The 12,086-nt window shown below is 59.3% G+C and carries 11 protein-coding genes and 1 rRNA gene; 4 read left to right on the top strand and 8 right to left on the bottom strand.

The genetic code is table 11. The features are described from left to right. The first annotated feature begins 5 nt into the window (after window positions 1-5). A 5S ribosomal RNA gene (gene rrf / locus CR105_RS10190) occupies window positions 6-118 on the top strand. 174 nt (window positions 119-292) lie between these two features. On the opposite strand, the gene CR105_RS10185 is transcribed toward rrf, so the two are convergent. From CR105_RS10185 to CR105_RS10165, 5 genes are all read right to left on the bottom strand, one after another. After that, complete coding sequence (locus tag CR105_RS10185; protein WP_099788309.1) at window positions 293-1,141, bottom strand: alpha/beta hydrolase; 849 nt, start codon at window positions 1,139-1,141, stop codon at window positions 293-295. Then, window positions 1,141-1,485 carry a DUF1840 domain-containing protein gene (locus CR105_RS10180; RefSeq protein WP_099788308.1) on the bottom strand — a complete coding sequence of 115 codons (345 nt, stop codon included), beginning with the start codon at window positions 1,483-1,485 and terminating at the stop codon, window positions 1,141-1,143. The genes CR105_RS10185 and CR105_RS10180 overlap by 1 nt, the downstream gene beginning before the upstream one ends. A gap of 86 nt (window positions 1,486-1,571) precedes the next feature. Then, window positions 1,572-3,134, bottom strand: a complete 1,563-nt coding sequence (locus tag CR105_RS10175; RefSeq protein WP_099788307.1) for a hypothetical protein — start codon at window positions 3,132-3,134, stop codon at window positions 1,572-1,574. Next, window positions 3,131-3,868 (bottom strand): ABC transporter ATP-binding protein, encoded by a 738-nt coding sequence (locus CR105_RS10170; RefSeq protein ID WP_099788306.1) that lies wholly within the window; start codon window positions 3,866-3,868, stop codon window positions 3,131-3,133. Before CR105_RS10170 ends, CR105_RS10175 begins: the two co-directional genes overlap by 4 nt. A gap of 29 nt (window positions 3,869-3,897) precedes the next feature. Next, window positions 3,898-4,413, bottom strand: coding sequence for a hypothetical protein (locus CR105_RS10165; RefSeq protein WP_229413797.1), 516 nt, complete (start codon window positions 4,411-4,413; stop codon window positions 3,898-3,900). Between the two features lie 758 nt (window positions 4,414-5,171). On the opposite strand from CR105_RS10165, the gene CR105_RS10160 reads away from it, so the two are divergent. Continuing rightward, window positions 5,172-6,293 carry a hypothetical protein gene (locus tag CR105_RS10160; RefSeq protein ID WP_099788305.1) on the top strand — a complete coding sequence of 374 codons (1,122 nt, stop codon included), beginning with the start codon at window positions 5,172-5,174 and terminating at the stop codon, window positions 6,291-6,293. Between the two features lie 109 nt (window positions 6,294-6,402). Here the strand turns inward: CR105_RS10160 and CR105_RS10155 are convergent, their stop codons facing one another. Continuing rightward, complete coding sequence (locus CR105_RS10155; protein ID WP_180288146.1) at window positions 6,403-6,837, bottom strand: nuclear transport factor 2 family protein; 435 nt, start codon at window positions 6,835-6,837, stop codon at window positions 6,403-6,405. 87 nt (window positions 6,838-6,924) lie between these two features. Continuing rightward, a complete protein-coding gene (locus CR105_RS10150) occupies window positions 6,925-8,442 on the bottom strand; it encodes a YifB family Mg chelatase-like AAA ATPase (RefSeq protein WP_099788303.1) in 1,518 nt (505 codons plus the stop codon). A 459-nt stretch (window positions 8,443-8,901) separates the two neighbouring features. Here CR105_RS10150 and CR105_RS10145 point away from each other — a divergent pair, with 459 nt between their 5' ends. Both CR105_RS10145 and CR105_RS29700 read left to right on the top strand, forming a co-directional pair. Beyond that, complete coding sequence (locus CR105_RS10145; RefSeq protein ID WP_099788302.1) at window positions 8,902-9,666, top strand: TIR domain-containing protein; 765 nt, start codon at window positions 8,902-8,904, stop codon at window positions 9,664-9,666. Window positions 9,667-9,695: 29 nt separating this feature from the next. Beyond that, complete coding sequence (locus CR105_RS29700) at window positions 9,696-10,418, top strand: DUF4145 domain-containing protein (RefSeq protein ID WP_099788301.1); 723 nt, start codon at window positions 9,696-9,698, stop codon at window positions 10,416-10,418. 707 nt (window positions 10,419-11,125) lie between these two features. On the opposite strand, the gene CR105_RS28270 is transcribed toward CR105_RS29700, so the two are convergent. Then, window positions 11,126-11,551, bottom strand: coding sequence for a hypothetical protein (locus CR105_RS28270; RefSeq protein ID WP_131021675.1), 426 nt, complete (start codon window positions 11,549-11,551; stop codon window positions 11,126-11,128). Window positions 11,552-12,086: the final 535 nt, after the last annotated feature.

The raw sequence follows: 12,086 nt of genomic DNA, 5'->3' as shown, positions 1-12,086 counted from the left end.
TTATGCCTGATGACCATAGTAAATCGGTACCACCCCTTCCCATCCCGAACAGGACCGTGAAACGATATTACGCCGATGATAGTGCTGCAACCAGTGTGAAAGTAGGTTATCGTCAGGCTAGTTATAAAGAAAAAACCCAGCAGAGATGCTGGGTTTTTTTTCGTCTGGAGAAAAGCGACGCGTGCGCCCGCGACGGCCAAGGCCGCCACGAGCCACGCTGTTTTTTTTCGTCTGATGGTTTTGCGCGCCGCGCGATTGCCTTTACCTAAGCCCGCATGCGCGTCAGCAAAGTTTAACGCGACAGCGTGGCCTGCTCCAGCCATGCCTTCAGATCGGCAAACTGCCTGCTTGTATCGACCTCATTGAAAATCTCGTGATACAGGTCGTCGTAAACATGCATCTGCGCCAGTCCGGGCTTCAACTTTGCAAAGAACCGCCGGCTGCCGTCCGGGTCGACCAAGCGGTCGTCGCCGGCGACCAGCATCAGGGTGGGAATGGACAGCGACGCGGCGTGCGATGCGCAGTACGCGATCGACGACAGCATCGAACGCAGCAAGCGCGCACTGATTTTGCCGTGCACCAGCGGATCGGCCCTGTAGGCGCCGACGACCTTTGCATCGTGCGACAGGAATGTGCTTTTCACGCCATTCGATACGCCGATGGTTGGCGCCAGCATTTCCAGCACCGCCAGCATCTTCAGTTCGATCGGCTTCATGCGCAGCGCCAGCGCCGGCGACGACAGGATCAGGCCGCGCAAAGGCGACTTGTGCGCGAGCGCGAAGTGGGCGGCGAACAGTCCGCCCATGCTATGGCCGAACAGAAACGGCGGATGCGCAAAGCGGGCCGCAAAATCGTCGATGATGATTTCGGCATCCTGCAACATCGGATTGCCATTGATGACGTCGCCGCGCTTGCCCTGCGATCGTCCGTGTCCCCGGTTGTCGTAGCAACGCACCGATAAGCCGCACTCGTTAAAGAAGCCGGCGACATGCCGGTATCGGCCGCTGTGCTCGCCGAGTCCATGCATCAGCACGACACTGCCCCGTACTTGGGATGCGGGCAGCAGGTAGTCAGTGACGAACAGCCTGGTGCCGTCCGCTGCACTGACCTGGTGGCTCTGCAGCGCCACCAGCTGCGTCATTACACGCCCCAGAGGACGTCGTGGCCGCCATTGCGCGCCGCGCGCAACATTTCCAGCAGTGGGTACGCACGGGTCGCGAAACTGACCACTTCCATGCCCTCGTGATCCTTGTCCTCGTTGACCTCGCCATGATGCGCGTGGATGTCGCGCTGCACATCGTCGGACGCCTGATGCTTGCGCGATTCGGCTATTTCTTTCTCCAGCACTTCGACGGCGCGCGGCGCTTCGGCCGCGGTGATGACCCCGCGGCTGACGTCCTTGCCGATCAGGTCGAGCATGCGCTTGGCGTGCTCTTTGTACATGGTGACTTCGGCTGCTGCTTTGGATGTGAACGTGATTAACATAACGGCTTTCTGATTGTGTACTGCAATGACGAAACGATAACACGACTTCCCATTTTGGTCACCTTGCACGCGTGTGGCGTGCAGGCTCAGTCATCCCGCCGGCGCATCATCCAGGCGGCCAGCAAAATGGCGATGGTGGCGACGAACAGCAAAGCGGCGACCGGCAACATCCAGCCCGGAAACCGGGTTGCGCCCCCGGCCACCAGCAACAGGAAAGTCAGGCCCGACCAGGCAAAGCCGTTGAGTGTCTCGAGCGTGTTGCTCAGTAAATTCCCTTTTGAGCGCTTCTTGAAGTCGCCACGCGCTGCCGGCCGGCCGCACCACATGGCGATCAGCGCCGACGTCGTCACCGATGCCACCACGGTGGCGCACATCAGCATGGCCGCGCGCGGATCACGCGCCAGCACCCACAGCATCGGCACGCTCACCAGCGCGAGAGCCGGCAAGGTGACGGCCGCAAGCTTGGCACGGCGGATCGTGTGCATGCTCGACGGTGAAGCGCGCAGCAGGTCCGGCGCATCCTCGGCCGACATGATGACCCAGGCCAGCGCCGCGGTCAGCGAGCCGGCGAGGAAAGTCAGTCCCGCCGCGATGCCGGCCACCTGCGTGCCGCCTTTAAATATCAGCACGAAAAATAAGGGCAGCATGTACAGCAGCTGCAGCATGACCTGCGAAATCAGCTGAGGGTCGCGGGCGATCAGGCGCCATTCCTTGACGATGATTACGCGCGTCAAGCTGCGGCCGAACTGGTATCGCTGGCCGCCGGCCGGCGCCGCCGCCGCACGCACCAGGCTCACTGCCTGCTGCACCCCGTGCACGAAAAAGCGGTGCGTGAAGCGCACCGTCAGCGCGAACATGACGATGGCGGCGACGCTGAACGCCAGCAGCGCGTACGGCTCGCCCAGGATTGCCTGGCCAGGCAACCAGACCAGGCTGTCAGGGCCGAAGGTGGCGCCAGGCGCGAGCATCGGCGCGAACCAGGCGCCGACCTTGGCGCGAAAGCCGCCCGAGCTGTTGGCGAACACCTGCGACAACAAAAAGAACATTGCGCCCGACAACGCCCCGAGCACCTGCGCAACGACGCGCGTGCGGCGCACGCCGAACAGCCGCACCAGGCCTAGCGTCCCCAGCATCGACAGCGAAGCCGCAACCGTTGCAGTAGCGAGCACGACCGGGTAGATACCGAGCCAGCGGTAGTGGCCCAGCAGCAGCCCCATGTGCGCGAACGGCGTCAGGAAAAACAGGAACACGCCGGCGACGCCGATGACGATGCCGGCCAGCCTGACGATAAAGATGCCGCGCGACGACAACGGTGACGACAACAGGAGGTCCATGTCGCCGCGTTCGAACAACACCTCGACGCTCGCCTTCAAGCCTTGCGCCAGCATCAGGCTCGCCAGCGCGGCGAACACGCCGGTCAGCCCCATGATCACGGCGTGCGGAATCTGCATCGTGCCATCCGGCAGTTTGCTCAGCATGAAGTAGGCGCCCGCATGAATGGCCAGCGTGATGAACACCCACAACGCGATCGCCTTCTTGCTCAGGCCGCGCGTGGCGGCGCCTTTTTTGGAACCGTAGCCGGAATTGAAAAACAGCATGCGCACTTCATGCTTGAGCAGCCAGAGCGCGCTGCCGGCGGGCGCTTTCAAGGCTGCCCCGTCAGTTGCAGGAAGACATCCTCCAACGTTGCCGCGCCGGCCTGGCTGCGCAGTTCGTCCAGCGTGCCCTCGGCGATCAGGCGGCCATGCTCGATGATGCCGATGCGCTGCGCCAGCCGCTCCGCCACTTCGAGGATGTGAGTGGTCAGGATCACGGTGCCGCCGCCGTTGACGTGATCGACCAGCAAGTCCTTGACCTGGCGCGCGGCCGCGGCGTCGAGGCCGGTGAGCGGCTCGTCGAGGATCAGCAACTGCGGTTCGTGGATCAGGGCGCCGGCCAGCGCGAGCTTTTGCTTCATGCCGCGCGAAAAGCCTTCGGTCAGCTCATGGGCATGCTTGGTCAGGTCCAGCCAATCGAGCAGCTTGCGCGCGCGCGGTTCGGCGTCTGCCGCGGCAATGCCCCACAGGCCGGCGATGAACTCGAGGTACTCGGTCGGCTTGAGTTTGGCGTACAACATCGGGTCGTCGGGCAAGTACGCCATGGCCTGCTTGGCGCCGGCCGGATTGGCGGCCAGGTCGATGCCGAATACTTCGACCTTGCCCGAGTCCGGCGCCAGCAGGCCGGCGACCATGCGCAAGGTGGTGGTCTTGCCGGCGCCGTTCGGCCCCAGCAGCGCATACAGTTCGCCGCGCCGCACCGTCAGGTTGAGCTGGTCGACGGCGGGCCGGCCGAAGTGCTTGGTGAGCGCGGTCAGCTGCAGCGCGGCGGGGGCATCGTTAATCATCAGGATCCGATCGAAAGCAAGTGCTGGGTTCAGAGCAACTTGAACGACGACATGAACTGGTCGACGTGCTCCGGCGTCATGGCTTTTTCCTTGCCCATGACGATTACCTGGTAGAAGCGCTTGTCGCGCGCCTCGAAATGGCCGACCAGCTTCATCGGCGTGCCGTTGCGCACGCCGGTCGCCTCGATATCGATCGATGCGCGCTGCGAGTTGCCGGCCGCTCCGGCGGAGGCCGCTGCCGACACTTTTTCCTTGGTGATGGTGGCGCCGATGTTGCGCACCAGCGCAGTCTTCATCGCATCGAGCGCTGCTTTGGCCTTGTCCGCGTCCGGTGCTACCGCGCTGCCGACGGCGAACGTCGTGCCATCGATATCGACTGCCGTCATCGTCATCTCGACGGGCAGGCCGTTGATGTCGATCTTGCGCTTGTGGACATCTGGCTTATCGGGAAACATCGCGCGAAACGGCGCGTCCTGGCTGCTGTAATCGCGCCAGTTGTAGGTAGGGGAGCAGGCGGCCAGCAGGCTGGCGGCAAGCACGGGCATGAGTAGTCGTTTGATCAGGGAATGTCGCATGGCCAGATGGTAGCAGGAGCGGTGTTGCCGCGCTACCTTATGGAGCGGCGGCAACCGTGGCGTCCGCCCCGGCACGTCGCGACAATCCCGGCACGCCGGGCATATGCTGCCGCCGGGTGCGCATGAATTTGCGCCACAACGGCCGCGCCCTAACGATCGTAGCGCCCACCCGCTTCACTGAGCCGGCCCGCACATCGCCGATGGCATACGCGCGGCACGTTCGTCTCGTGCGGCGCTTGAATAGCTTCCTGCCTGAGGGCTAGAAGCTTAGGCTGCACATAGATGCCGGCGAGCGCAACACCGTCATCGCCGCCTGACTGATCGCGCGCGAGATCGATGCACCGAGCCTTCCATTGGCCCAAATAATCGATGTTGCGGACTACAACCAGCGGTCAATCGCGAACCGATTCTGAAACCTATTCTAAGTATCAGGTTCGCTCGATCCGTATTTATTGCAGACTTCACATCCCACCTCATGGTTTCTATTTTTGCAACGCGCGAATGAGGCGCCACCAGGTGTATTCGTCGAATTCTTCGCAAGCAATAGCTGCTGAATCTGCCCGGTGAGCAAAGCTCTTCCTGAGCGCTTAGGCAGCCGTCATGTAGATCCCTCGCAAAGAAGCATGGAGCATCAGAACCGACTCCTCCCGCGGCGGCGAGCGAGCAGCGGTGCCGAGCAGACCCCGCCGAAATTTGCATCTTTTCATCCACTAATAGGGAGATAAGCTATGTCTGATTCGAACGAGCAAGGTTTTCGCGTCCTCACCCAGCAGGATGGCCTTGCTGACGACAGCGGGACGGCCTGGAATGTCCAGCTTACGCGACTGCTGCGCAATACCGACCGATATTCCTGGGGCAATTGGACTCTCGATCCGACCATCAAGGTCGGCGCGGTGGGGTATTTCAACCCCACCGACACCCAATTCCAAGCTGCGCAAACGAACATCGACCCACCAAAGCTCAACTTTCCCTCAACTGTGGATTGGCACCTCGAGCAGGGCGATGTGAAGCAGTCTTCTGTTGGCGTGGAATTCGATGTGCCTTATCTGGACCCGACGACCGGCGTCAAGGTCAGCGTTGGCGTGAAAAGCAAGTGGGAGTTTGGCACCAAGGGTTCGCTGACCTCCTCAGGATCGGCCTTTGGTGTCGAGTACATCGAAGATCCCGCCAACTTCATGCTGGCACACTACGACAAAATGCTCAAGATTGCCAAGGAGTACAACAAGGCCACGGGTAACGAGATCGATCAGGGTTTCGGGATGATCACCAAAGTCTGGCTTACCGATGGGTGCGTGAACGTCGGCTCACGCCAGGACAAAAGCGAGTTCAGTATCACTGGATCGGTCGATGGGGTCATGGCGATGACCGGCGGCGATCAGTCGGCGTCCCTCAAGGGATCGTACAAGAATGTCAGTTCTGCCGACAACATTGAAAAGCGGATTTTCCCGAGCAAAGCCAATGAAATAATCGGCCCCAACATCCAACCCGTGGCCTACGCTTACGAATTCGCGTCGTTTGCAGGCAAGGTTGTCATTCCTCGCTGGATCGGTGAGACACCGTACCTCAATTTGTGGTTCGATAACGGCGGCTCCTACATCGTCAATGCGACGGTGACCTACACCGCTCGCAATGAGCAAGTGACGCGCCAGGTCCGCGTCTCGGGCGGGCAGGACAGTCAGATCACTGGGATTCCGCTCGATGCAACCAACTTCGATATCCGCATGGATTTCACGGCAGGAGACACTCAGTTTCTGCGCGTCTCCAACCCGCTCAATACGTGGGAGCTCGGTCGCGGTCATATCAAGCTAACCGGCTGGTGGCCTGGCCGCTCCGGCGCCGCGTGGGTCTAACGGCGCCGAGCTAGCTTCCGAAACTGTTGTCGCGGGGCTGACAGATCGACTCGCCTGTTGATCTTGTCAGCCCTTTAGCTGTGATGAGCGCCGCTCAATCACGCGCGTTTCAAAACACCACGTCGCCGCGTTCGCTGGCGTCGCTTGCAGAGATGCTGACCAGTTTCCACGCATCTTCGCATCGAGACCAGACTTGCGTGCCGCCGCCGGCTTGTTTCACCAGGCTCTTGTCCTTTAGCAGAATGGTCTGCTTGAACTCATTGACCAAAATAGCCGTCGCCTGGTTAATGACGGTCACCTTCACGTTATAAAACTCGAGTGAGACGATCTTGTCGACCGCCGCAAAACCGGGGCCGATGACGTCCTCCAGGTTCTTGATGGATTGCCAGGCTTTGCCGTCAGCACTCAGACCGGTGAACTTCTCTTTATCGAAGTATGCAAAGTATCGGTCGGCATCGAGGGCTTTCGATGCCTCCACCAATGCCTCAAATGCGTCCAACACTTCCACCTCAATCTGCTTGCTAGCTGTCGATGTTGTGACCACGATTCGAGTCCGCCTGATTTTATTATCGATGAGGCAATGAGTATAAACGATCCGTTGCTGCGTCGATCGCTTGGAGCCGTCGGACCTCTAGCGCTCGCGCAGGCTGCGCCGATACTGAATCGCCTCCGCCACATGCGCCGCCGAAATGCGCTGTGTGCCGGCCAGGTCCGCAATGGTGCGCGCCACCTTCAGCACGCGGTGATACGCCCGCGCCGACCAGTGCAGGTGCAACATCGTGGTACGCAGCAGCTTGTCGCCTTCGCGGTCGAGCTTGCAATGCTGGTCGATCTCGCGCGTCGTCAGGCGCTGGTTCGACTTGTCCTGGCGCTGTTGCTGCAACACGAATGCATGCGCCACGCGCGCCGCGATGGTGGCGCTCGCCTCGCCGTCGGCGCCGGCGCTCATCATGTCCGGCGCCATCGCTCCCACTTCGATCTGCATGTCGATGCGGTCGAGCAGCGGCCCCGAGATCCGGTCCTGGTAGCGCGCGATCGCCTCGCTGCTGCAATGGCACTTGCCCGACGGATGGCCGAGGTAGCCGCATGGGCACGGGTTCATCGCCGCGATCAACTGGAACCGTGCCGGAAAGTCGGCCTGATGCGCCGCGCGCGAGATGGTGATGTTGCCCGACTCCATCGGCTGGCGCAGCACTTCGAGCACGCGCCGGTCGAATTCCGGCAGCTCATCGAGGAACAGCACGCCGCAATGGGCCAGCGAAATTTCACCCGGCCGCGGCAGGTTGCCGCCGCCCACCAGCGCCACGCCGGACGAGGTGTGATGCGGACTGCGATACGGCCGCACTTTCCAGTTAGCCGCGCTGAAGCCGCGCGTCAGCGACTGCACCGCCGCCGACTCCAGCGCCTCCTCGTCTGTCATCGGCGGCAACAGGCCGACGAAGCGCGAAGCGAGCATCGTCTTGCCGGCGCCTGGCGGACCAACTAATAAAAGGCTGTGCGAGCCGGCCGCGGCCACTTCCATTGCGCGCTTGGCGTGCTGCTGTCCCTTCACGTCGGAAAAATCGAGGTAGCAGGGCGGCTCGCCAAGCGGCTTGTTGCGATGTCGCTGCAGCCGGCTGCCCGGGTCGGCGGCGGCAAAGTGAGCGCACACTTGCAGTAGCGTCTCCGCCGGATAGATCTCGGCGTCGCCCATCAGTGCGGCCTCCTCGGCATTGGCCAATGGCAGGATGAACGCGCGGGCGGCGCGGTCGCGCGAGCGGTGCATCGCGAACGTCATCGCCAGCGCGCCGCGGATCGGGCGCAGCAGGCCCGACAGCGACAGCTCGCCGGCGAACTCATACTTGTCGAGGTCGCGGCCCGGAATTTGCCCGGACGCGGCCAGGACGCCGAGCGCGATAGGCAGGTCGAAGCGTCCCGATTCCTTCGGCAAGTCGGCCGGCGCCAGGTTGATCGTGACGCGCCGGTTGGGAATATCGAAGCCGGCATTTTGCAGCGCCGCACGCACGCGCTCCTGCGACTCCCGCACCTCCGTTTCCGGCAGGCCAACCATCAGAAATTTCGGCAGGCCGTTGGCAAGATGCACCTCGACGCTGACGGCCGGTGCATCCATGCCGGCCAGGGCGCGGCTGCGTAACACTGCAAGGCTCATGGGAATTCCGGCGAAAGCGGGGGACCCGGCTGAGCGTGCGCGCTACTTGATCTTTCTTGTTGAGGACGGCCAATCGTGCATGACTTAGCTGCGCGTTTTGGCCGAACAGGAATGCACTAGCGAGTTTTACCATTTCGCGAAGCAGGCGTGCGCCTTCGCAATACCGGGAGTGTGATACCCATACGGGCCATGAATTGAATCAACAATTGCAGGTCGATGGTGGTTTGGCTAATTGATCTGACTCGGCAGTGTGCGAAGGATGGTGACATGAATATTTCCGCAGGGTGTAGGAAAACGATGTGCGTCACGAGGGGTGCATGAAAGCACTCCAAGCTCAATTTGGTACAAGATTTTTCCTTAGCGTACGCAAACGGACGATTTTGTACAACGGACGCTGAACACTTGAGCAATGCGATGAAGTAATATTGCGTCTTCGCTACTACGAAATCATGCGCAATTATGAGTGACCTTTCTGTTGCAATGGCGAAGCTATCGGGGATAAGGAAATCTGTAATAACCTCCCTCACCGAAATGAGTTTGAATAGTCCCAAGTTCCGATTCGATCCTGCTCATGTAGGGCAATACTTTACCCAGGCGGCAGGCATGGTGAAAGTTCTCCAACGAGAAATGCCTGAGCTGTTCGATGATTTTGCCGCCTTTTCTACGGAGCCTGCCGCTCAGACCGGAACGCCGCCGAAAGACTATTTTTCCAGGTCACAGCTTGAACGGCTCGTACGGGATATTGACCACATTTTCGAGCTACGTGCGAACAGCCCTGATACCCAACCGATAGCGAAGCAAGCAGCGCCTCTGAGCCGTGTCTTCATTACACACGGCAGATCACCTGACTGGCGCGAGGTTCAAGCTTATATTGAAAAGGATCTAAGACTCTCGACGTTAGAACTAGCACAAGAGATTTCCCTAGGAATGACCGTCATAGAAAAGTTGGAGGCGGGTGGAGACCGGTGCGACAGCGCGGTTATCGTAATGACGGGTGAAGACATCGATGCAGATGGTCAAGCACGTGCGCGCGAAAATGTAATGCATGAGATCGGCTTCTTCCAAGGACGCTACGGGCGATCGAAGGTAATATTGCTACACGAGGACGGCGTTAGTATTCCAAGCAACCTATCCGGTGTCGTGTATTTGCCCTACCCGAAAGGAGCAGTTTCCGCTAGCTTTCATGTCTTGAGCCGGGAATTGAAGGCTCTCCACGGTTTGTAGACAAAAATTTATAATAGATCGAGGAACGCATGCCAGTTGACAGAGCGCTCTACCGAGGGACACTTACTGCTGAAGTGTCACCCAACTGGCCGTGTCCTAGCTGCGGCGGTGGTTACTACCGTCTCGTCAAAGATTCTGTAAAGAGTTCGTGGACTGCAAGCACTAACAAGGTTCGACACGAATACTGGTTTGGCCCACATGAGGTCGAGATGCGATTCGTCGCGTTTTTAGAGTGTGACAATCCAAAGTGTCAGGAGCCGGCGACTGTAGCCGGGAAAGGCTTCGTGGACGAGGTATACACTGAGCATGACCGTGAGTACGTCGATAGGTTTTCTCCGCAATATATCTCCCCGTCGCCTCCGCTTATCCGTATCCCGCATCGGTGTCCTGAGGATGTCGTCCAACGCCTCGCAGAGGCTTTTGTCGCATCTTGGGGCGATTATGACGCTGCTGGAAATCGAATCCGCTGCGCTGTTGAAGCATTGCTCGACACGCTTGGCGTTAAGGAAGCAAATCTGCACCAACGCATTGTCAGCATGACGGAAAAACACGTTAGCGTGCAGAAGGAATTACTTGCAATCAAGTGGCTCGGAAACGCCGCCAGTCATGGAAATAGCCTGACCCGCGACGACGTATTTGATGCGCTTGATATCTTTGAACATGTTTTGGATGCCCTCTATGACGATCGCAAGGAAATCTTGCAACGACTGGTAGAGGGAATCAATTATAACAAGGGACCATCGCGGCCCTAACCTTGTCCCGGCATGCCTCTCTAAGCGGACGGGCCCGACCTAGTAGTATATCTCCCAGATCGTGCCGAGTGCCGTCGCCGAATTTCTTCATCGATGGTAGCGCCCACGCTAGCCACGAGCCCATTGCTGTACTTAACAAAATAACGGGCGATATCGGACAGCGCGTTCTGTTCGCAATATCCACATCGGCGCAACGTCGGGCCATGGTGGTGTAATCGCATACTGTGATAGCAAGCTATGCGAGCCGGGCGCGGCACTTCCATCGCGCGCTTGGCATTCTGCTGTCCCCTCACGTCGGAAAAGTCGAGGTAGAAGTGCGGCGCGCCAAGCGGCTGTTACGTTGTCGCTGGAGCTGGCTACCCGGATCCGCGGCTGCAGAGTGAGCGCACACGTGAAATAAAGTCTCCGCCGGATATATCTCGACGTCGCCTGTCATGGGTCTTCTTCGGCATTGGCCAGCGGCACAATGAAGGCAAGGGCGGCGCGGTCGCGCGCGAGGTGCATCACAAACTCCATCGCAAGGCCGCAGATCGGTCGCGCCAGGCTCGACAGCGGCGGCTCGCCAGCGCACTCGTATTTGTCGAGGTCGCGGCTGGGGATATGCCCGGATGCAGTCAGAATGCCGAACGCGATGCAGGTAGAGCGTCGCGACTCCTCCGGCTAATTGGCCGGCGCAAGATCAAGGAGACACAAGCTTGACAGTCCAGCTACTGCCGCTCTTTCAGCATGCGGCTGAAAAGATAGTTCGCGCGAAAAGCACCCTTCGCCCAGCAAAAGTAGAACTGATCCATTTGGACGCAAGTCTCAAACGACAACATCGCAATCGCCTTATCCGTCGCTGAGATGTATTGAAGTTGCTTGTCGAAGTCGTCTACATCACGTACGCCTGCCAGTGCCGAATAATACGCACCCCACATCGCAAACAACTGGGGCGCCTTCGCCTCAAGGTAGTTAGCCGTTTCTCTTAACTCATCACTAGAAAGCTGTTCTAGCGTCACGTTGGAAAATCTGCTTCGCAAAATAAACCGGGGCGTCTGCATTCCGGGCAAGTCAACATCCAACACTTCGACAAGCCTCACCAAATAGAATTCCACATCCGTGCGAGTGTTCATCAAGCGGGCGTGATCGTGCATGTGCTTGGTTGTCTGATGCTGCAACTGAAGCTGTCTAAACAGGACGTACAAAGTTAGTCCTGCAAGGAGTGGGCCGTAGATCCCTGACATTGCCGATCCCATCGCTGCCCACCTCTCATGCTGAGAGCTTATGGTGTTCCCGAACGTTCGCATGTACACGCCGATAGGAGCGTAAAGGAGCAGGGCAACAACAGCCCCGGTTAGCATTGCTTTCCAAGAGTCGCGTGCAAATTGGATTAATCGATTCATCAAATCCCTACCTTTTGGCAATTACCAATAAGCCAACAGTACATGATTGACTAGCATTGTGGTAATTTTCCCGAAACGGTCTAATAGCGGTGATCAATGCTGAGTATGTTAATAGCTCTAAAATCTTAGTCGAGCCGCCAGCGCAGGGTACTGGACTTCTGGCAGGGGACTGGTTCTGATATCAACACGAAGCTCCGCAAGCAATCCAGGAGCAGCACTAGAGATTTCCCCGGGCAGGGCAGGTGGTCGAACGGTCCCGACTTCATTGGCAAGTCAATGGGTCGGG

This window comes from Massilia eurypsychrophila (genome assembly GCF_002760655.1).
Lineage (GTDB): Bacteria > Pseudomonadota > Gammaproteobacteria > Burkholderiales > Burkholderiaceae_D > JAFCUW01.
This window is presented reverse-complemented; position numbering and strand designations above follow the sequence as displayed.

Excerpts from the sequence above, each read along its gene's own strand:
- CR105_RS29700 (WP_099788301.1), top strand. The coding sequence starts at position 9,696 with ATGCCAGTTGACAGAGCGCTCTACCGAGGGACACTTACTGCTGAAGTG.
- CR105_RS10145 (WP_099788302.1), top strand. The coding sequence starts at position 8,902 with ATGAGTGACCTTTCTGTTGCAATGGCGAAGCTATCGGGGATAAGGAAA.
- CR105_RS10150 (WP_099788303.1), bottom strand. The coding sequence starts at position 8,442 with ATGAGCCTTGCAGTGTTACGCAGCCGCGCCCTGGCCGGCATGGATGCA.
- CR105_RS10165 (WP_229413797.1), bottom strand. The coding sequence starts at position 4,413 with ATGCCCGTGCTTGCCGCCAGCCTGCTGGCCGCCTGCTCCCCTACCTAC.
- CR105_RS10170 (WP_099788306.1), bottom strand. The coding sequence starts at position 3,868 with ATGATTAACGATGCCCCCGCCGCGCTGCAGCTGACCGCGCTCACCAAG.
- CR105_RS10185 (WP_099788309.1), bottom strand. The coding sequence starts at position 1,141 with ATGACGCAGCTGGTGGCGCTGCAGAGCCACCAGGTCAGTGCAGCGGAC.
- CR105_RS10160 (WP_099788305.1), top strand. The coding sequence starts at position 5,172 with ATGTCTGATTCGAACGAGCAAGGTTTTCGCGTCCTCACCCAGCAGGAT.
- CR105_RS28270 (WP_131021675.1), bottom strand. The coding sequence starts at position 11,551 with ATGCACGATCACGCCCGCTTGATGAACACTCGCACGGATGTGGAATTC.
- CR105_RS10180 (WP_099788308.1), bottom strand. The coding sequence starts at position 1,485 with ATGTTAATCACGTTCACATCCAAAGCAGCAGCCGAAGTCACCATGTAC.